Origin of the sequence: Nocardia sp. 852002-20019_SCH5090214, assembly GCF_001665865.1 — a bacterium.
In the GTDB taxonomy this organism is placed as follows: domain Bacteria; phylum Actinomycetota; class Actinomycetes; order Mycobacteriales; family Mycobacteriaceae; genus Nocardia; species Nocardia nova.
The window spans coordinates 17,783-38,077 of record NZ_LZMK01000285.1 but is presented as its reverse complement, the minus strand read 5'-3'; the positions used below and the strand labels follow the sequence as shown (position 1 = coordinate 38,077).

20 protein-coding genes are annotated in these 20,295 nt (G+C 62.6%); 13 read left to right on the top strand and 7 right to left on the bottom strand.

Going from position 1 to position 20,295, the window contains the following annotated elements:
• The first annotated feature begins 14 nt into the window (after nt 1-14).
• From A5780_RS22055 to A5780_RS42050, 4 genes are all read left to right on the top strand, one after another.
• On the top strand, nt 15-386 hold the full coding sequence (locus A5780_RS22055; RefSeq protein ID WP_064909472.1) for a DUF732 domain-containing protein: 372 nt from the start codon (nt 15-17) through the stop codon (nt 384-386).
• Nucleotides 387-411: 25 nt separating this feature from the next.
• A complete protein-coding gene (locus A5780_RS22050) occupies nt 412-735 on the top strand; it encodes a hypothetical protein (RefSeq protein ID WP_064909471.1) in 324 nt (107 codons plus the stop codon).
• 10 nt (nt 736-745) lie between these two features.
• Nucleotides 746-1,369 (top strand): DUF4352 domain-containing protein, encoded by a 624-nt coding sequence (locus A5780_RS22045; RefSeq protein ID WP_064909470.1) that lies wholly within the window; start codon nt 746-748, stop codon nt 1,367-1,369.
• 402 nt (nt 1,370-1,771) lie between these two features.
• Nucleotides 1,772-1,978 carry a calcium-binding protein gene (locus A5780_RS42050; RefSeq protein WP_231983050.1) on the top strand — a complete coding sequence of 69 codons (207 nt, stop codon included), beginning with the start codon at nt 1,772-1,774 and terminating at the stop codon, nt 1,976-1,978.
• Nucleotides 1,979-2,241: 263 nt separating this feature from the next.
• Here the strand turns inward: A5780_RS42050 and A5780_RS22040 are convergent, their stop codons facing one another.
• The 4 genes from A5780_RS22040 to A5780_RS22025 all read right to left on the bottom strand — a co-directional run bounded on the left by A5780_RS22040 (nt 2,242) and on the right by A5780_RS22025 (nt 4,692).
• Complete coding sequence (locus A5780_RS22040; protein WP_156769606.1) at nt 2,242-2,682, bottom strand: hypothetical protein; 441 nt, start codon at nt 2,680-2,682, stop codon at nt 2,242-2,244.
• Nucleotides 2,679-3,188: a helix-turn-helix transcriptional regulator gene (locus tag A5780_RS22035; protein WP_156769605.1), complete on the bottom strand. Its 510-nt coding sequence runs from the start codon at nt 3,186-3,188 to the stop codon at nt 2,679-2,681. The genes A5780_RS22040 and A5780_RS22035 overlap by 4 nt, the downstream gene beginning before the upstream one ends.
• A gap of 75 nt (nt 3,189-3,263) precedes the next feature.
• A complete protein-coding gene (locus A5780_RS40135) occupies nt 3,264-3,806 on the bottom strand; it encodes a hypothetical protein (RefSeq protein WP_156769604.1) in 543 nt (180 codons plus the stop codon).
• A gap of 349 nt (nt 3,807-4,155) precedes the next feature.
• A complete protein-coding gene (locus A5780_RS22025; protein WP_156769603.1) occupies nt 4,156-4,692 on the bottom strand; it encodes an NPCBM/NEW2 domain-containing protein in 537 nt (178 codons plus the stop codon).
• Between the two features lie 344 nt (nt 4,693-5,036).
• On the opposite strand from A5780_RS22025, the gene A5780_RS22020 reads away from it, so the two are divergent.
• From A5780_RS22020 to A5780_RS39295, 4 genes are all read left to right on the top strand, one after another.
• Nucleotides 5,037-7,925, top strand: a complete 2,889-nt coding sequence (locus A5780_RS22020; protein WP_064909465.1) for a helicase-related protein — start codon at nt 5,037-5,039, stop codon at nt 7,923-7,925.
• A gap of 2 nt (nt 7,926-7,927) precedes the next feature.
• Nucleotides 7,928-11,263, top strand: coding sequence for a class I SAM-dependent DNA methyltransferase (locus A5780_RS22015; RefSeq protein WP_369829542.1), 3,336 nt, complete (start codon nt 7,928-7,930; stop codon nt 11,261-11,263).
• Between the two features lie 1,294 nt (nt 11,264-12,557).
• Nucleotides 12,558-13,187: a hypothetical protein gene (locus tag A5780_RS40130; protein ID WP_156769602.1), complete on the top strand. Its 630-nt coding sequence runs from the start codon at nt 12,558-12,560 to the stop codon at nt 13,185-13,187.
• The gene (locus A5780_RS39295) at nt 13,180-14,283 is read left to right on the top strand and encodes a DUF262 domain-containing protein (protein ID WP_082976642.1); all 1,104 of its coding nucleotides are present in this window, start codon (nt 13,180-13,182) and stop codon (nt 14,281-14,283) included. The genes A5780_RS40130 and A5780_RS39295 overlap by 8 nt, the downstream gene beginning before the upstream one ends.
• 116 nt (nt 14,284-14,399) lie before the next feature.
• On the opposite strand, the gene A5780_RS22005 is transcribed toward A5780_RS39295, so the two are convergent.
• Both A5780_RS22005 and A5780_RS22000 read right to left on the bottom strand, forming a co-directional pair.
• On the bottom strand, nt 14,400-14,714 hold the full coding sequence (locus A5780_RS22005) for a 4a-hydroxytetrahydrobiopterin dehydratase (RefSeq protein WP_064909463.1): 315 nt from the start codon (nt 14,712-14,714) through the stop codon (nt 14,400-14,402).
• Nucleotides 14,711-16,042: a DNA-binding transcriptional regulator gene (locus A5780_RS22000; protein ID WP_064909462.1), complete on the bottom strand. Its 1,332-nt coding sequence runs from the start codon at nt 16,040-16,042 to the stop codon at nt 14,711-14,713. The genes A5780_RS22005 and A5780_RS22000 overlap by 4 nt, the downstream gene beginning before the upstream one ends.
• A gap of 167 nt (nt 16,043-16,209) precedes the next feature.
• On the opposite strand from A5780_RS22000, the gene A5780_RS21995 reads away from it, so the two are divergent.
• The 5 genes from A5780_RS21995 (at nt 16,210) to A5780_RS21980 (ending at nt 19,038) form a co-directional block, all read left to right on the top strand.
• On the top strand, nt 16,210-16,560 hold the full coding sequence (locus A5780_RS21995) for a hypothetical protein (RefSeq protein ID WP_064909461.1): 351 nt from the start codon (nt 16,210-16,212) through the stop codon (nt 16,558-16,560).
• Nucleotides 16,561-16,704: 144 nt separating this feature from the next.
• Nucleotides 16,705-16,848, top strand: a complete 144-nt coding sequence (locus A5780_RS39290) for a hypothetical protein (protein WP_181068477.1) — start codon at nt 16,705-16,707, stop codon at nt 16,846-16,848.
• Between the two features lie 178 nt (nt 16,849-17,026).
• The gene (locus A5780_RS21990) at nt 17,027-17,221 is read left to right on the top strand and encodes a hypothetical protein (RefSeq protein ID WP_231983049.1); all 195 of its coding nucleotides are present in this window, start codon (nt 17,027-17,029) and stop codon (nt 17,219-17,221) included.
• Between the two features lie 246 nt (nt 17,222-17,467).
• Nucleotides 17,468-17,770, top strand: a complete 303-nt coding sequence (locus A5780_RS21985) for a helix-turn-helix domain-containing protein (protein ID WP_064909460.1) — start codon at nt 17,468-17,470, stop codon at nt 17,768-17,770.
• The gene (locus tag A5780_RS21980; RefSeq protein WP_064909459.1) at nt 17,767-19,038 is read left to right on the top strand and encodes a type II toxin-antitoxin system HipA family toxin; all 1,272 of its coding nucleotides are present in this window, start codon (nt 17,767-17,769) and stop codon (nt 19,036-19,038) included. The genes A5780_RS21985 and A5780_RS21980 overlap by 4 nt, the downstream gene beginning before the upstream one ends.
• 112 nt (nt 19,039-19,150) lie before the next feature.
• Here A5780_RS21980 and A5780_RS21975 read toward each other — a convergent pair whose 3' ends face one another.
• The gene (locus tag A5780_RS21975) at nt 19,151-20,143 is read right to left on the bottom strand and encodes a DUF3048 domain-containing protein (protein ID WP_064909458.1); all 993 of its coding nucleotides are present in this window, start codon (nt 20,141-20,143) and stop codon (nt 19,151-19,153) included.
• Nucleotides 20,144-20,295: the final 152 nt, after the last annotated feature.

Sequence of the window (20,295 nt, the reverse complement as noted above, 5' to 3'; positions counted from 1 at the left end):
TGCCAGGAATCATCATGAAAAACGCTCGTATCGTCCCTGCTCTGCTCGCCGCCAGCGCCACCGTCGCCGTGCTCACGGCCGCCGCACCGGCAACGTTCGCGGCCCCCGATACCGGCTCAGCCTCCGGATCCGGCGGCAGCAGCTGCGGACCCCGCAGCCCAGCCGACCAACGCTTCCTGAGCGACTACGCCGAGGACGACGACACCTGCAGCGGCCAGGACTCCGCGATCCAGCTCGCGCAGGCCGAATGCAATTGGCTACGGGCCTACGGCAATTCGGCGCACAACCAGATCGTGCTGGCCGAGAAGTCCCGCGGCGCCGTGAAGTACCCGTACATCTTCCTCGACGCCGCCATCACGGCCTACTGCCCGCAGTACGAACTCTGATCCCGCCGCCACCGATCCAGGAGTTATGACCATGTTCCGCAAGGCTTTTCCCGCTCTGCTCATCGCCTCCGCCGCCGTGACCGTCGCGGCCGCCACCGCATCCGCCGCACCGGCCGCCACCCTGCACGAGGGCATGCAAGTCGTCGGCACGGACGTCCTGGAAGGCACGTACCACACCTCCGGCCCCCGCGCGGATGACTACGGCTACTGCTTCATCACGTGGCTCCCGTACAAGGGCGCGAAGTCCTCGGAGGCCACCGATATCGAGTCCTATTCGAGCGCGTCCTACGTGCAATTGCAGGCCGGTGACGTGATCAACGTCGAGGGCTGTACCTGGATCCACGAATAGGAGCGGCGCCATGACTTACCAGCCCGGGCCACAACTCCCGCCGCAGTACGTGGTGCAACAGAAGAAGTCCAAAATGCCGAAGGCGCTGCTGATCGTCGTCGTCGGCATCGTGCTGCTCTGCGGCGTCGGCGGCTGCATCGCCGGCCTCAGCGGTAAGGATTCCGCCGGTTCCAGGCACAGCGCGACCACCGCCGCGGGCAACTCTGCCGCAGCGCCCGCGCCCGCGAAGCCTCCGCCGCCCGGAATCAACACCCCGGTCCGCGACGGCAAATTCGAATTCGTGGTCACCGACGTGCAGACAGGCGTCAAGGAAGTGGGCGACAACCCCTACCTGCGCCGCACCGCCCAGGGCGCGTACACGATCGTCACGATGACCGTACTCAACACCTCCAAGGTGCCCTACGGCTTCTCCCCCGGCAATCAGGACCTCTACGACACGCAGGACCGCAAGTTCAACAACGACACCGCGGCCGCCATCAACCTGCAAGCCGACACGAGCATGTACGCAAACATCAACCCTGGCAACACGATTACCGCCAAGGTCGTCTTCGATCTGCCGGCCGATTCTCAACCCGTCCGGATCGTGCTGCACGACTCCATGTTCTCCGGCGGCGCAACGGTTTCGCTGCGCTGACCGGGTGATCGGCGCCGGGACGGGCACCCACGCGCCCGCCTCGGCGCCGAGCGCGCAGCCGCTCATGTGCGTCATCCCCATCGCGTCGTTACCGAAATGCAGCTAATACGACCCGTCCCCTCACCGACATTTTGGCTACTCGAGACACACTCGCGCCGGAAGGACCGTGCATTGAAGAGAATCGCGGCATACCTCGCTATCGCTGCCATTGGGGCAGCAACCGCATGTGGAGCAACGGAAACGTCGACCACGCAGCCGAAAATCGCCGACACGACGACAACTCTCCTGGTGCCGACGAGGACACAGCCGGCACCTTCAACGGAAGCACCCCCGGCGCAGGCACCCTCGAGCGCGCCGGCGGCAACGCAAGCCGCGACAGTGCCGATGCCGAATGTGGTGTGCATGAATTTGCAGGCCGCACAGAACCTTATCCAAAAAGCCGGAGTGTTCTTCTCTCGAAGCAAGGATGCGACCGGAGCCGGCCGAATGCAGATAATCGACCGCAACTGGGTTGTAGTCGCACAGACCCCTGCCCCCGGCGTCCCGATCGGTGAGGGCGACGCCGTCCTGTCGGTGGTGAAGAAGGGCGAACCGGGAGATTGCTCCTGATCGGCGCCGACTCCCTGTTCTCCGGCGGCGCGACGGTCCCGCTGCGCTGACCGGGTGATCGGTGCCGGGGCCATACGCCCACGCGTCCGCCCCCATCGGGAGCCTGTTCCGGACACGGCGGCCTGGCCCGCTGGCTCTGCCAGGAGAGGATTGAGACCCGCCGCAAACGGGCCTGGTAAGTCGCATCGCAACGAGCGGACTACGAGCACCAGCAGTTCCTTGCGGGAAACCCCAGAGCCTCTTTGCCCAGTCCCCCCAGGCGACTACAGATGGCGGCTCTGATCGGACGGGCGCTGCGGGATCAGCTTCCGCACCTCGTCGTAGGCGTTGATCGGAATGGACAGTGGCTTCACCCTGAATGCCGTCGTATCACTCACCAGCGCACCGTTGACCACGCCAAGCGCGTAGCCGATGCCGTGTTCGCGCATGAAGGTGTCGACCTCTTCTTCCGGAGGCGGCTCGGAATCGTTGGCGAAATAGAATCGGTACGTCACGACGTATTTGAGTTCCAGCGAAGGGTTACTCACTGAAACCTCGACGGTCGTATCGACGACAGGGGCGTCTTTGGAGGACTTTCCTCCTGATACCGACATCGAGATGCTGAATGCGTTCGGGATGTCTTCCAATTCGTCGGATGATTTGCGACGTACCGACCGCTCTTTCCAGAAGACGTTGCTCCCGGTCGCCCGCTCCACAAGAGTCATGACTGAACCGTCGCGGTCACCCGATGCAGGTAGTCCCTGGTCCCTTTCACCGGTTCCACCACCGGCGCCGAGCGGCCGAGTTGTTCGACCGCGGTCGCCTTCCACGGACCCGGCGAAGCGTCACCGGTGCCCATTCGCACGGTCCACAACTGCTCCGCGTTCGTCAGAGCCTCACAGCGCGCATCCGATGATTCGGGAGACGTCGATTCGAGGGACTCATCGTTTTCGGACTCCCACCGTTGGGCCCGTATGCGGAAAATCGCTCCGACAGCCTTCGCATAGCGGCGGATCGTGGACATCGTGGGGTTGGTCGCTCCGCTCTCGAATCGGGAGACCTGTGCGGGGTCGACTCCCATCGCCTCCGCGACCTGGGTGACCGAGTATCCACGCTCCAAACGAATCTCTCGCATGTCCAGGATCAAATCCAGTTGCTCGCTCGCCAGCTCCACGCCCAGCTGCTCGTTCGAGGTGGGGTTGCCGAAACCGGGGTACCTGTCCGCGCTCATCGAGACCACCTCTCCCCTCGCATCGGAACATCGCACGGTCGAGCCGAGAGCTGTTGCGTTATATCACAAAGGTTATCAGGCCGCATTCCAGCGTCTCCATACTTTCCGACAGTTGTCGCACCGTTGAGTGCCCGAGATCATCGCCGAGTGGATGTCGGCCGTCTGATCGTCGCTCGTCCAGCCACCATCCGCACCGACAGGTTTCTCACCAATGGCCGACGCGTAGATTTCGTCGGTCGTCGCCACCCAGCCTGGGCGGGACTCGATGAAGTACAAACGGTACAGAGTTCGCCCATCGACCGACTCGGCGTACAACTCTCCTACCCACGGCATGGGTCTGACCTGGTCATCGAATGCGAAATCGGGCAGGTCTCGCACGCGGTCTCCCACCGGACAACGATGAGTGGGATGCGTCGGCCGCGGGACATGGTTGTTGTTCTGCGTGGGAGGAAGCCCCCGCTCCCGCGCACGACGAATCATCGCACTGAACATCTCCGCGACCTCGATGTGCTCGCTCCGCAACCGCTCGAACTGCTCGATGCATTCGGAAGTCCACGACCAGGGACATCCCGGTTGATGAATCTTGGAACGAAGCGCGCTATCCATCGAATCCGCCACGCGCGTAGATCCCATGCACCCCAACGCCTTTCACAATCTCCCCGCAGAAAGCCACGAAGGTTCCGCCCGCATCCCCTGCCAGCTGGCGCACGCGAATATAACAGTCCGGACCGACACCTCGCAGTCCGTCGTTCGACGGATTGTCAACGCGCGGAGGTCATCTCCCGCTTCGTGACAGCACCTGCTCGCGGAGACAGACCACCTTCCGCAGTGCCGGGTAGCGATGGCTGCACGCCCCGATCCGGGTTCAGCGCGACTGCCCCGGTGCGCTCGTGCACAGCACCTCCGGAGTCCCCCACGCGTTGTTCATGTCCACGCTCTTTCGCGTGTCGTACAACGTAAGGCGCGCCTATCCCGTGATGTCGACGTCCATCCGCTGTGGCGGGTCGGCCGGGCCGACCATCACCGATGCCAGGTCGCGACCGTCCCCCTGGAGATAGAAACCCCCACTGCCGGTGCCCGATTCACTCGAGTCGATGTCCTTGCCGACCCATGCCTGGAACCTCGTGCAGTTGCCGCCGATGGCCCACACTGCCCTGTTGCTCGGATCGGACGTGCTGGAGGGGTATTCGCCGGCGATGCTTGCCGGATACGTCTGCGTGCCGATCCGCACCGAATCCTTCCAGTAGAAGCCGTTTCCGCCGGAGACCGACTTGTAGGCCGTCAGCTTGTACCAGGTCGGATCCGAATGGGCCGGGGCGGCAGCGGTTGTCGTGCCGGACGGAGTCGTCGTAGTCGTCGGCCGCATCACCGCGGCGGCAACGCTGGTCGTGGAGCCGGGAACCGGTGGGGCATCGGCATCCGCGGAACCGCTGCTCTGCGAATTCCACCACATCACGGCACCGACGCCCACCGCCGCCACCACGACAACCACGCCAAGGCTCACCACATATGTCCGGGTTCCCCGATGCTTTTCCTTCCCTTCCGTGTTCTTCTGCCACCTGCGCCCGAAGAACGGACCGAGGGTCAGGTGACCTTCGGTACTCTTTTGGACCTTCTGTTTCCGCTTCCTCTCGCTTCCCCCACTCGCCTTCACTTGGGCCTCGATGCGCCCTACCTGATCCTGCCGATCCGCCCCGGAGTCTCTACTCACGGATCGTGAGCATATTGAGCGGAGACATCGCTACGTGTCGTTCGAACAACCGACATGCACCACCGCCGTGTCACATCTCGAACCCCAGCACCGATACTGGATTGGCCCGCCCACACCCGTCCCCAGGAGCAGCGTCGATGACCCTCGCCGAGCAGCCCGACACCTTCGAGGTAGCCCCCGGTTCGATCGTGGTGGTCCGCGACGAGGAGTGGCTGGTCACCTCGGCCGAACAAGGTTCGGACGGGTGGCTGCTCCGGGTGCGGGGTCTGTCGGAACTGGTCGGCGACACGACCGCGACGTTCTACCGCAGCCTCGACGACATCGAGGTCCTCGATCCCGCCAAAGCACAGGTCGTTGCCGACAGCTCATCCGGCTATCGGGACTCGCGGCTGTGGCTGGAGTCGCTGCTGCGCAAAACTCCGTTCCCCTACGGCGACCAGACGCTCGCGGTCTCCACGCGGATGCTGGCGGATTCCCTCGGTTATCAGCGGGCCGCAGTGGCGAAAGCCTTGGATCCGCAACACATTCGGCCCCGCATCCTGCTGGCGGACGCGGTGGGCCTGGGCAAGACCCTCGAAATCGGCATGATCCTGTCCGAACTGGTCCGGCGCGGCCGCGGCGAACGCATCCTCATCGTCACCCCACGCCACGTTCTCGAGCAGATGCAGCACGAACTGTGGTGCCGCTTCGCGCTCCCGTTCGTACGCCTGGATTCGGCCGGCATCCAGAAGGTCCGCCAGAAGCTCCCCGCGACCCGCAACCCCTTCACCTACTACAAGCGCGCGATCATCTCGATCGACACCCTGAAAAGCCCTCGCTACAAGGCACATCTGGAGCGTCAGCACTGGGATGCGGTGGTGATCGACGAGTCGCACAACCTCACCAACGTCGGCACGCTGAACAACGAGCTGGCCCGCATCCTCGCCCCGAATACCGAGGCTCTGATTCTGGCCTCGGCTACTCCGCACAACGGTCGCGAGGAGTCCTTCGCCGAACTGCTACGCCTGCTGGACCCGACCGCGGTGGCCGCCGACGGTTCCTTCACCAAGGAGGATGTGCAGTCCCTGCTGATCCGCCGCCACCGCCATCACGACGAGGTCGCCGCCGAGGTCGGTAGCGACTGGGCCGAGCGTGCCGAACCCGTCCATCGTCTGGTCACGCCGTCGCCGGTGGAAGAGCTCGTCGCGCAGGAACTTTCGCAGGTGTGGTTGCATCCGGAGTCGGGCCGCTCCCCGTACTCGGGTGAAACCAAAGCCCTGTTCCCGTGGACCTTGGCGAAAGCGTTCCTGTCCTCCCCCTCGGCCCTCCGTGAATCGATCAACCAGCGCCGCAACAAACTCCGTGAGAAGGGCGGCCCGCACGGCGCCGAGCAGCGCACCGAACTGGAAGCCCTGAACCGTCTCGCCGACCTGAACGACAAGGCATTCACCGAATCCGCCGGCAAACAGGCGGCACTCGTCGACCGCCTCCGCGAGATCGGCGTCGGCCCGAAATCCGGCACGCGCGCAGTGGTTTTCGCCGAACGCGTCGCCACCTTGAAATGGCTCACCGACCTGCTCCCCACCGCGCTGGGCCTGAAGCCTGATGCGGTCGTCATGCTGCACGGCGGCCTGTCCGACGTGGAACAGCAACAGATCGTCGACAGCTTCAAACTGGAAACCTCCCCCATCCGCGTGCTGGTCACCGGCGACGTGGCCTCCGAAGGCGTGAACCTGCACGCCCAATGCCACCACCTGATCCACTACGACATCCCGTGGTCGCTGATCCGCATCGAACAGCGCAACGGCCGCATCGACCGTTACGGCCAGAAACACCCACCGGTGATCTCGTCGCTGATCCTGGAACCCTCCGACCCGGAATTCTCCGGCGACCTGCGCGTACTGTCGCGGTTGCTCGAACGGGAGAACGAGGCCCACACCACCCTGGGCGACGTCGCTTCCCTGATGGGGAAACACAGTGTGGGAGAAGAGGAATCGGCAATCCGCGATGTCCTCGCCCGCAAAACCACGCTCGACGAAGCTGTTCGCAGCATCGAGGAGGTGGCCGAAGGTGACGATTTCGACGCCTTCTTCGCCCAATTCGACCTGGATGACGACGACACCCGAGCCGAGCTGCCGGAAGAACCCCGCCTCAGCCTGTACCCCGACGACATCAGCTTCCTCGACGAGGCCCTGCGCGCAGCCTTCCACGACGTCCCGCACGCCGCCCCGGCCGCGGGCGGCGTCGGCTGGACGCGGCACACCAATCACGGTATCGCCGAACTCATTCCACCCCGCGACCTCAAACAGCGCCTGGGCCAACTCCCGCAGAACTATCTGCGCGACGGCCGCGTCCTGGAACGCCTGAAACTGGCCACTTCCACCGCCGTCGGCGACGCCCAGCTGCGTGCCGCGCGAGAAGGTAAGGGCATCAACGACACCACGTGGCCGGAGGCACATTTCCTCGGCCCCCTGCATCCGGTCCTGGACTGGGCCAGCGACCGCGCACTCAGCGCGCTGGGCCGCAACCAGATCTTCGCCATCCGCGGCGAGGTCGACGACGTGACGGTCCTGCTGATGGGCACCCTGATGAACCGCCGCGGCCAGCTCGTCTCCCGCGTCTTCTCAAAGGCCGAATTCCCGAACCCGGGCAACCCGTCCTTCTGCCTGGTCGAACCTATGGAGGATCTGAACTTCCTGACCACCACCACCGGCCTGCGCCCCGGCACCTCCAACCCGGGCCCGCTGCACGATCTGGACCAGCTGCAACCACTGATTCCGGTCGCCGTCCGCGAGGCCGCGCAGTCGATGAAGATGATCCTCGACGCCCAGCAGAGCTCCGCCCAGGAACGCCTCGACGCCTGGCGGCAGCGCGCCGACCGCTGGCATACCGGCGCCGAACAGCTGGACCTGTTCAGCGGCCAGAAGAAGAAGGTCGAGAAGCTGTCGCAACGCATCCTCGAAGAGCAGCGCCTCGCCGAATCCCTCGCTCCCACACAGCAGTTGGTGCGTCCCCTGCTCGTGATCGTCCCCGAAAAGGATCAGTGACCATGCCCTCCTTCGATTCCATCGTCGTCGGCGAGGATTGGATCAGCGAGCACTACTTCACCACCGATTCGGTGAACGAGTCCTTCCACGGCAAGGTCCTGGGATTGCGCAAAACCTGGGACGCCGAGGCCAAGGAGGGCCGCTCCACGGTCCGCAGCACGCTGCTATCCGCCGCCCGCGACCTGCAAACCTCCCTAGCCGGCCTGTCCGAGGATCCCCTCGCCGCCCCCAAGGCCCACGCCCAGGTGCGCGCCGCGTTCGGCTACCAAGGCGAACTCACCCCCTTCACCGCCGAACGCGCCGGCTCCGAGCTGGAAATCCCGGACGCCCAGCTCCCCGACCTCCCCGACGTGCTGTTCCTGCAAGCCGAACCGGTCGACACCCTGGAAGACCTCCTCGCCCCCGAAACCGGCCGGCTCATCGCCCCCGCCACCGAGGACGGCAAACCGATCGAATCGGCGTCGAAAGCCGTCTCCGCCGCCTTCCGCTCCGACACCCCACCCGCATTCGTGGTCGTCCAGGCCGGCCAATGGCTGTTGCTCGCCGAGGCCGAACGCTGGGCCGAAGGCCGCTACCTGGCGATGGACCTGCTGGTCGTGGTCGAACGCCGCCACGAGGCGCGCGGCGGCGAAATCGACCGCGCCGCAGCCATCTTCGGCTACCAGTCGTTGAAGGCCGACGCCGACGGCAACATCTGGTGGACCGGCGTCCTCGAAGACTCCGTCAAACACACCGTCGGCGTCTCCAAGGACCTGCGCGAAGGCATTCGGCTATCCATCGAAATCATCGCCAACGAGGTGGTCCGACGGCGTGCCGAACGCGGCCTCACCATGGACGGCATCGACGGCAACGAACTCGCCAAACACTCACTGCGGTTCCTCTATCGAATCCTGTTCCTGCTGTATGCCGAAGCCTCGCCGGAGATGCAGGTACTGCCCACCGGCGCCGCCGAGTACGAGGAGGGATACGGACTCGATCGGCTGCGTGAACTAACGCTCACCGAACTGGTCTCCCACCGGGCCCAAACCGGTACGCATTTGTACGAGTCGCTCAAGAAGCTGTTCGACCTCGTGGACCGTGGCCACACCCCGGCCCTGCGCGAGCACATCCTCGACGATCCGGCCCCCGGCCTCGAGTTCAACCCTCTTCGAGCAGACCTGTTCTCCCCCAGAGCAACCGCCCTGATCGACGAGGTGGGCCTCGGCAACGCCGCCACCCAACAAGTCCTCGAACACCTGCTGCTCACCAAGGAGTCCAAGGGCCGCAAGGGCGGCGACCGCGGCTTCATCAGCTACGCCGAACTCGGCATCAACCAACTGGGAGCGGTGTACGAGGGGCTGATGTCCTATACCGGGTTCTTCGCCGAAGAAGACCTGTTCGAGGTCGCCAAGGACGGCAACCCCGAAAAAGGTTCCTGGGTGGTGCCGGTGCACCGCGCCGACCACCTCTCCGAATCCGACTTCGTCCGCGCCGAAGACCCGGACACACATGAACTAAAGCCGGTGATCCACCGCGAGGGTACCTTCGTCTTCCGTCTCGCCGGCCGGGAGCGGCAGCAGTCGGCGTCGTACTACACGCCCGAGGTACTGACGAAATTCGTTGTCTCCCAGGCACTCGAAGAACTCCTCGACCAGAACGGCACCCGCACCTCGCCGCAAGAGATTCTCGAGCTCACCATTTGCGAGCCCGCCCTCGGGTCTGGCGCCTTCGCCATCGAGGCCGTGCGGCAGCTCGCTACCGAGTACTTGAAGCGCAAGCAGGAAGATCTCGGCGAGCTTATCCCGGCCGATGAGTATCCGGTCGAGCTGCAGAAGGTAAAAGCGCATATCGCGCTGCACCGAGTGTATGGAGTAGACCTCAACGCCACTGCTGTAGAACTGGCCGAAATCTCGCTGTGGTTGGACACGATGGTCGCAGGACTGCAAGCTCCGTGGTTCGGTCTGCACCTGCGGCGTGGCAACTCACTCATCGGGGCCCGGCGGGCGGTATACCAGCCTTCCCACTTCGCGAAGAAGGCATGGTTGAGCACCGTCCCCACGGATGTACCCTTGGGCGAATCCGTGGGCGCTGGCATCCACCACTTCCTGCTGCCCGCGCAAGGTTGGGGCGCGGTGGTCGACACAGCCGAAGCGAAAACCTACGCGCCAGAGAAGCGCGAAGAACTTCGCCTGTGGCGCAACGGTATTCGCAAGACGCCTTCGAAGGACATCCAGAAGAGGCTCGCCTCGCTGGCACAGCGCGTCGAAATCCTTTGGGGGTTCGCTCTGCGCCGGCTCACCATCGCCGAATCCGAAATTCGGCGCGACCTGAACCTCTGGGGCAGTGACCCGGTCGAATTCAAGCACGCGGTGACGCGAGAGCAGATTGAAAAGGCACTGAACGACGAAGACGGGGCGTATCGGCGGCTGCGGCGGGTGATGGATGCATGGTGTGCAATGTGGTCGTGGCCGGTGACGGGGGATATATCTGCGCCTGATTGGGATCAGTGGGCTGGGGGGCTCGAAGCGCTGCTCGGACTGATGCCGAAGGCTGGGAAGTGGGAGAAGGACGGGCAGACAAGTATCGCCTCGGATTTGGGGTGGTTCGAGTTGGACCTCGCTGAGCACACTGATCGGACGTTTGCTCAGGCCAGAGGCATTAATGCTGCGTTTGTCGAATTTCCGTGGCTGGCGGTAGCTTCGGGGATTGCTGCTTCGCAAGGGTTTCACCATTGGGAGTTGGATTTCGCACCAGTCTTCGCGCGGGGTGGATTCGATCTGCAGGTGGGTAATCCGCCTTGGGTACGACCGGATTGGGATGAAGCAGGGGTGCTTGCGGAGTTCGATCCGTGGTGGCAGTTGGCACATAGACCCTCCGAGGCGGCGAAGAAGGCCAAAGCCGCGGCGGCACTCGCTCTCCCGACAATCCGGGAAACGTTGCTCTTTGAAAGGGCCGTTCAGTCCGGCCAGGTCGAGTACCTGGCATCGGGAATTGACCATCCGGTCCTAGCTGGACTTAGACCGGACCTGTATCGCTGCTTCATGGAACGGACCTGGCGATCGTCAGCCACGCGCGGCATCACTTCACTGATCCACCCGGGAGGCACTTCACCGAATCCCGCGCTAAAGGACTGCGGCGAGCCTGCTACCGACGCCTCAAGCGGCACTGGCAGTTCCGCAACGAACTCAGCATCTTTTCGGAGATCAACCATACCCGTCAGTATGGCGTCCACGTGTACGGCAGCGACTCTGCCGTCCACTTCCTCCAGGGCTCAGCGCTTTACCACCCTGATGTCCCCGCCCGCTCACTCGACGCCCGCCGATCAGGCAACGACAGCTCCACCATCGTCCCCGGTGTAAAAGACCCCGACGGAAAATGGGACGTCCGGCCTCACCCCGAACGCATCATCGAGATCACAGAATCGGACCTCGCGGGCTGGGCGACCCTCATCGACGAACCCGGTACCCCCGCGACCGAGGCCAGGATGCTGTATCCAGTGAACCGCGCAAGCAGCGCAGTCCTCGAAAAGATCGCGCTAGCCCCCCGGATCGGCGACGTTGGATTCCATTGGACAACCGGCTGGATTGAAACTGATGCACGCAAACTCGGCTACTTCGAAGCTCGTTCCGCTGTACCGGACAACCTGGACAGCGCCATCCTCCAGGGTCCCCACCTAACAGTGGCCTGTCCTGTATATCAACAGGGCAACCCGACAATGCGCAGCAACGTTGACTACGCCAGCATCGACCTGGAGTCGATTCCTGAAATATTCATTCCGAGAACCAATTACCAAGTCGCTCTTCCTCTGCCAGAGTATCAGACCGCTTACCCAAAATGGAACAACGAACCGAGCTGGTCCTACTTCCGACTCGCATGGCGGGCAATGGCTGACCCAGCAACAGTCCGAACCCTTCACTCTGCGCTAATTCCACCGGGCCCCACGCATGTTCATGGCCTGCACTCCTTGGCAGCAGCGACCAACCTAGGCACTGTTTTGATGGCGGCGTTCTGCTCCTCTATGCCAGTGGACTTCGTCATGAAGGTAATGGGGGTGGCAAATTTCAACCGCGGCCCTATCAGCAAGGTCCCCTGTATTACCGCTCATCCTTTACAGCCACAACTTATCCACCGAACCCTCCGCCTCAATGCTTTGGTCTCCGCGTACGCCCCACTCTGGTCCGAGCTGTACGATCCAGCGTGGGAATCGGACACCTGGGTTTCCGAAATAAACCCGGGGTACTCGCGCACTGCTGCCCTTGCCGATATCACCCCAGACTGGACCTGGCACATTCCGTTACGCCGCGATGCCGACCGCCGCCAAGCCCTCATCGAAGTCGACGCAATCGTCGCCGTAATGCTCGATATCACTGCCGACGAACTTCTCACCATCTACCGCACCCAGTTCCCTGTCCTCCAAAAATACGAACGCGAAGCCCTCTACGACAACAATGGCCGCCAACTCCCCGCCAAATTAGCCTCCGAGTACCGAAAAAAGCGCGGCCTACCGTTATCCGACCTAACCGTCGACGGCATCACCTACAAGGAACCAATCAGAGGCGTAGACCGCGAACACGATATGGAAAAGGCGCACCAACGCTTCTTGGAACTCGCCAATACCGCTCGATAAGGAAGGCCCACGAGTTAATGCGTAACATGGCAGCGGTCGATGCCGAAAACTCGTCCGTTAGTGAACTTCCTGGACTACGCATGTTTTGGGATGATTTCGTGATTCTCGACCGCGATGTGGACTACTTTGTCACGGCTCGCCTCTTCGACGGGACGCCGGCGGTTTGGCCCGAGGAGTTGAGCTACGTGCGCTGGCGGCATCGTGTTGCCATCCACCTTGGCGTAGACCCGATGTCGGTCCAGTTAGTTGGTAGTGCAAGACTCGGCTATTCAATGAACCCAAGGAAGGGATATAAAAGATTCAATAGCGAGTCGGATCTCGACATAGCTGTCGTATCCTCCGAGTTATTTGATACCGCATGGACCGAATTGCGGACGATAATCAGCAACGCCAGGTTCGAAACCCAGCGAAAGTACTTACGAAAACTAGTCTTCGAGGAGTGCATCGCACTCGACATAATTCTTCCGCATCTATCCTTTGGGGAACACTGGTCGCTCGCTCGCGACAGCCTTGTTGAACACCTGGGTCCCGATCTCCAAAGATGTGACGTAAACTATCGCCTCTATCGCAGCCATAGATCCCTGAGAAAATACCACGCAGAGAGCGTGAGTACCGCTCGGGATCGCGCAATAGAAGAAGGGATTGCCGATGCCTGAACATGCACTAAAATTTGAAATTGAATCCAAAACGGTTGCCGACTTCAGATCGCTGGACAAGTCTGGAGAACTTATTCTGCGCCCGGAATACCAGCGTCAGGCGGTTTGGCCAGACGCAGCAAAGGTCTCGCTCATGGAAACCATTCTTCTTGGATTCCCGATCCCCGAGATATACCTCTCGTACGAGACCACGGCAGACGGCGAGCAGACCGCGTCCGTGGTGGACGGGCAGCAGCGGCTAACAGCGCTACTTGAGTTTTTGGAAAATAAATACACGCTCGATAACCTAGAGAATCCAGCTCTCGCAAAAGAGTTTAACGGAATGTACTTCAGAGATCTTCCAAGTGAAGTTCGCCAGGAGTTTTTTCAATACCGATTTCCAATCCGACGCCTATCGAATCTTGCCGACGAGTTCGTTCGAGCAGTGTTCGCTCGGGTCAACCGCGTAAATATGGTCTTAACAGCACAAGAGCTGCGGAATGCTCTCCTGCCAGGCCCATTCAATGAATTCCTTAAGGATTGTGCGGCACACGAATTGAGTGCAGTTTCCGGAGTATTTAGCGGCGAAAGAAGGAAGCGCGGCGGAGATCTTGAGTTCTATGCCGAGGTTTTCAGTACCTGCATCTTTGGACTGTCAAACAAGAAGGTGGAGCTGGACGAACGTTACGATAAAATATCAACAGACTTCGAAGAATATCGAGATCGTTCTGTCGAGTTTATCGATTTGCTCACCTTGTTGACGTCAGCAATAAAGTGGGAAGGCCGCACGAGGTGGTCGAATATCGTTGATATGTTCACCCTCCTCAATACGACCTGGGAGTTCCGAGATGTCATAATGAAGGCTACAGCCGGGGAACTCAGCCAGATACGCAAGCTCCTCGATCTTTTTCAGCGCGCGGTTACTTCATATAAGCGAGATGAAATTCACGACACGACCGTGTCCGAACTCTCGCAGATCCTTGATCTAACCGAAGAACAGACTGGATCGATCGTGTCTGGATACACGCGGGGTATCCGTAACTCGTCCGATCTAGGATCCCGGCGGATGCGGCATATTCACCTAAAGTCTCTTCTCAGTCGCAAGTTGAAAGCGTGAGCCGATGCCGTTCGCAGCGCAAATGTGGAGACAGCTGGTCGAGGCTGAGATTTTGGGTGCCAGATGTCCGGCGCTGCCTCGTCACGACAAGCGTCCATCAGTATCAGCTCTTCTTGTCAGCCCGGAGTCGCGCCAGAGGCTTCCGCGATCCGATCAATATCTCGCGCGAGGTCGAAGTCCAACTCGGTCAACTTCCTCCCGACATCGTGGGTCGTAATCCGGAACTCGATCCGCTGCCAAGTGATCAGCATGTCGGGATGGTGCCCTACCTCTCGGGCCTTCGCCGCGACGTACACCGCCAGATGCACGCACTCATGGTAGGTGTGCCTGAAAGTGCGAGTGATCTCGTTACCGTCACGCTCCCAACCCGGCAGCGCTTCAAGACGGCTGGCAATCTCGCTGTCGCTCAATGGAATAGGCAGTGCGGTCATGCGACAGACCCTACGAGAGTCCTCAGCCCACGCCCTGCCGCGGTGTTCGCCCATGCTCGGGCATGGTGAGCGATCTCCTTCAATTCGCTGCGGAGCCTGGCAGACCCGGTGACTTTAACTGCCTCGACCGCCTCTGCTGCCGCCCACACAGCGCGGTCGGGGTCAGGCACCCTGGCCAGTACAGCCGACTGCCGCGCACGAAATACGGCATTGTCCCGACGCGCAGACTCCGGCATGGAGTCTAGGATCTCGTCCCACAGATTGGCCGCATCCATGGCGTCTCGCCGATTGCCGGTGCGCCCGTAGCAAGTCGCCCGCTGCGCTTCCATGTAGTGCGGGGTGCGTCGGCAGGAGTTTCCCCACGGGCGCACGTCATCGATGCGGTCGATCAGCATTACAGCGTCATCCAATAGGCGTTCCGCCGTGCCACGATCGCCGAGCATGGCGTGGCCCTGCGCTTCGTGCTGGAGTGCAATCACGCGGACCTTCGGCGATAGCTTCGATCCGGCCGCATTAGCCGCCCGCGCGAAGTCGACGACGGCGCGGCCGTCGTCACTGTCCAATGCGAGCATCGCCATGTTCGATAGTGCGTAAGAAATGAGGTCGGCGCTGGCGCTGCGGTGTGCGAGGGCCAACGTTGTATCTCGCCACTTGGCGGAGGCGGCTCGGTCACCCGCGTCCTGATACAGCCAGCCGAGAAAAGCAGCGTATGCAGTGCCGATTTCCAGCAGCCCGCGCCGCACCGGCGCATCGGCAGTGCCCGCTAGACAGTCGATCAGTTCCGTCTGAGCCCGCACCGTCGGGATGAGGTAGAGCGGTCCCAGGTACATGTCCGCGGTGTAATGCCCGGAGAGTTGAGTGTGGAAGTAGTCCACGAGTTCGGGTGCCACACGGGCACCGCAGACAAAGTCTGAGACATCGCTAGGAGCGGCGCTCATATCCGAATTCACAACGCCCGCAACTAGGGCAGGCAGCCCAATGGCGGCAGTCCCAAAATCCCGTCGCCTCACATTGTCGACCTCCTCCGCGTCGAACACCACCGCTGCACCGCTGGGCAGAGAATTCTCAGTGCCGACGGTTTGGAGAGTGCCGTCCGGGTTCTGCAGCGCAGCATCGAAGCGCGCCCTCTGCTCATCATCGAGTCGTCTGTATGCGGTGTCCATGCACTCGGCGTACTTCACGCCCAAGGTGATGTCAGCACCTCTGCGTTCCCATTTACCGACCGCTTCCAGCGAACATCCGATGCGGTCGGCGAACTGAATCTGCGTGTCCCGCAACGCTGTACGCAGGGCCGCGACCTCGAGCCCGGTCCACTTGACGATCGTCATCTCTCGGCGTTCTCCCCTCCGCTGTAGTACCGCAAGGGTACGGGCTCAGTACGGGTTCAGTACGTCCTTCGAACGCGTCGACGCGGCAATGCTGGAACCAGTCGTTACCGCACACCGCAGAGGCGCACGCTCGACTTTCGCCCCGACAGAACCCGGAGCCGACCGCTATGCCCGTACCCGCAACCGAAACCAGTGCCCGCGAGCCGATCGGCGTGAAGCCGACCCCCACCAGTATCGCCCCGGACGACGACCCCATGCGTCAGGAACTACCGAAACTCCCCATCAGGCGCACGCACAACCGGTCGATGGCGGCCACCCTGCGACTCTGGCACACCCGCAACCGCGACCTCCTCGAACGCGTCGCCACCGGCCTCCGCCACCTCGATTCGCCAGCGGGCTGCAAGAACACCGAACCCATCCGCGGGCGAGCACACGCCATCCACGTCATGGCCGACCACGCCAAGCACGACTGCCCCCGATTCCGGCTCGCAGCACAGTACATCGAAGCCTCACAGTGACCACCGCTCGACCCGAATCATGAAGGGACAAGCGATTTGACGAACACGGACAAGCCGACACGAACGCCCGACTCCCACGCCGGTCCGTTGACGGCACCGGAACCATTCGGGCTACCCGTCACCGATCACCACCGCGTACCGGCCATGACCATCACGTTCGCCCATGCGGTGATGCAGCGCCACATCGACTGCCCCATCAACGTCTGCCCGATCAAGCAGCAAGCCAAAGCCCACCTCGTCACCGCGCAGCGCATGGTCCCGGCAGACCGGCCGCACATGGGCTACTGACCGAAACCGCGGAGGAATACGTGCTCGATCAACTGCCACGGCGTGAACCTGGCCGCACTCAGATCCCATGCCCCAGTTATCGATTGCTTCAGCCACTCACCCCGGACATCACCGCATTGACACGATTCGCCGACGCCCTGCGCGAGTGGCGGCCCCACACCGATAGCCGGCAGCCGCGATGATCGACCACCGCCACATCACCCCGGAGACCGCACGCCTGCACTTCCTGATGGCGCGCGCTCGCCGCGCCGGCTATCAACTCATCGCCGAACCGAGACAGAACCACCGATGGGTTCTGCTCGACATCGACGACGGCGAGCGCCTATTCGAATCCGCCTCCTTGGCCGAAGTCGAACAGTACTTGAGCGAATAGCGCTCCAAGACCACGTGGCAATCTCTCTGACACACCACGCGTTCGGACTTGCCCATACGGTATGACTCTGCGGTGCATCCTGTTTCGCGATACCTGACGGCAGTTGTACGCGGGTGCTGCCATAGATTTGCCACCAATGTCGCCATATAGCGACACGAGCTTGTGTCGCTATATGGCGACAGTATGCCGATTCCGCCCAAAGCCGTTGACTTGTCGCCATACGGCGTCATTTGATATTGTCGCCTAATGGCGACAGCAACCGTGCATCGTCCCGACGACCTCGGCCCCGCTCTGCGTGAGGTCAGAATTGCCGATGGCATCACACAGTCCGCGCTGGCGGCGCTGGCCGGCGTGGGGCGGCAGTGGCTCAACTCCTTCGAGCTGGGCGACAAACCGTCGGCACCGCTGGACATGGTGATGCGGGTCGCCACAGCCCTGGACGTGACACTGGTCTTGACCCCACCGGAATGGAGAGTGGCCGCAGCGACGGAGCCCGCCGACGAGGAACCGATCGACCTCGAGGCGCACCTGAAGAAGTTCGACCGATGAACACCGCGAACGAACACCAGTTGTACGTGGTGATGAACGGCCGCGTGATCGGCGACGTCCAGCGCACGGGAAAACGCCGGATGCGACTGCGCTATTCGGACTCTGCCAGCCACAGCTTCACACCCCTGTCTGTGTCGATGCCAGGCCCGGCCGGTCGATACCGAGAGCCGGTCCTGGATTCGTGGCTCTCCGGGCTCCTGCCGGATCGCCCCGAGACCCTTCGCCAATGGCGGCGCCAGTTCGGCATATCCGACGAAACCGACGCCTACTCACTCGTGCGACATGTCGGCGAAGACCTGGCCGGCGCTGCTCAGTTCGTTCGACCTGAGCGCCTCGAGGTTGTCCTGAAAAAATCCGGGCGTCTGAGTCCTTTGGAGAGTTCCCGGATCGCGGAAATGCTCCGCCGCGCCAAGGCAGACTTGCCCATCTCGGACATCGACAACGGACAGGGCAAATTCTCCCTCGCGGGCGCCCAGGCGAAGATCGCACTTCATCGCAGCGACGACGGTTGGAACGACCCATCAGGCAGCGTGCCTTCCACCCACATCATCAAACCCGCCATTCCCGGCATGCCCGATCAGGATCTCGTCGAGGCCGTGACCATGCGCACGGCGAGCAACCTCGACCTCGGCGTTGCACGGTGTTCGATCGAAGAGTTCGCCGACGAGCGAGCCATCGTCGTGGAGCGCTACGACCGCGCCCAGCGATCCGACGGCCGGTGGACTCGAGTGCACCAGGAAGACATGTGTCAGGCGTTGGGCCTATGGCCCAGCCGCAAGTACGAAAGTCAAGGTGGCCCTGGCGCATTCGCACTGGCAGATCTGATTCGCCGGACGAGTCGACAGCCGTCGGAGGATGTGCAGCGGCTGGCTCGGGCACTCATCTTCAATTGGCTCGTCTGCGGTACGGACGCCCACGCCCGCAACTACTCACTTCTGCTCAGCGGGCCGACTGTCCGTCTGGCACCGCTGTATGACCTCAACTCCCATCTCGCCTATTCAGACGGTTCCGGGAACAGCTTGTCGATGTCCATCGGCGGAGTGTTCCGCGCCGAACGAATTACGGTCGACAGCTGGGTTGGGGTCGCACCCGCCCTCGGCATCGAGCCCGACTGGCTACGACATGAGATCGACCGGCAGCAAGCGAGTCTCATGGACGCTATGGCAGCCGCGGCGGCGTCTGCCGACATTGCCCGCTACGCGAGCCCCGCCGTCCATCGACTGCTGTCGAACACTGAAAACTGGATACAGCGCCGGGTCCGAACGTAAACCCCCGGCCCCTGCCAATCAGTGAGCACACCCCGTCCGCATCGACCATTACCGTGTCTGCACTTCGTGAACACACGTAACGTGACTACATCGGTACACCGCGAGGCCAAGGTCACCAGAGCTGCTCTGGAATCAGAACTGTCCAGACCTGTCCCGGAGCGAAGGGTATGACTGCCCCGGTGGGGGTTGTATACGTTGTGCCCGCCTCCGGGGAGGGCCGGGACCACACGGCCGGGAACTCTTGACCGTCACGCAGTACGAGTGCCTGACCGCTACCGGTCGTATGGGCCAGAGGTGAGACGCTGCCCGCCACGTCGCTGATGGCCGAGTTCTGCACCTGCACACTCTGCAGCACGACCGTACTTGGCGTGAGCCGTCCGGTATCGGCAGCGCTGTAGGCAGCACCATCCATGGACACCAGCCAGCCGTGATCGCTGGGTGACCAGTCGAAGCCGACCACCGCAGCCGGATACCGCGCTTCCTCATGTTGCGTGGGCCGGCCGCCGGCAGGCGCAGGACCGAAGTGCAGTTGCGAAGCCTCCGGCCAGCCGCCGCCTTCGGGCAACTGATCGGGGCGGACGAACATGTTGTGCGGCGCGACGCGACTGTAATCGCGGAAGTACGCCGCGGGTTGCAGATCGGCCGAGGCGTTCTGGAGCGAGGAGGAATCGAGGGCGGGAATCAGCTCAGGCGCGGAACCAGAGGATGCCAACGTCGGGTTACCGAACTGGGCCAACAGCGTCAGATCCGTTTCCCGCGCACTCCGGACAGGCCCGATCACCGGGGGTTTCTGTGTCGCGAACACCGCGGCCAGCCGGCTCAAACCACCCTCGACCGGCTCGACGTAGACCACATCGGCGGCTCCGAGCCCAACCGGTGGCCGTGCCTGCGGGCTGTTGTCTATCTTCGCGACCAGCACGGGCACCCCTACCTGGGAGGGTGGGGGCGAGGCAGGTGCCGCCTGCTCGGGTCCGGTGCGGGTGCTGGTGCCAGTGCCGGGGCGGTCGGCGGGGCCGGTGTCGGTGCCGCTACTGCACGCGAACGTAGTGCACATTCCCAAGGTCATCAGGAACGCGGCAATCCACACCCACCATCGCTGCTGCATAAGGCAAACCTCTAGCTACCAATTTACGCCGCGCTCGACCACTCGGGCCGGTCGCTGGTTGAGGCTTATGCCCTCGGCGAGCGCCCGTGAGCCACCCCGACGACCCGCGGCGCGTGGGCACGGACAGGCGGTGAGGTGCTCGCCTGTAATCT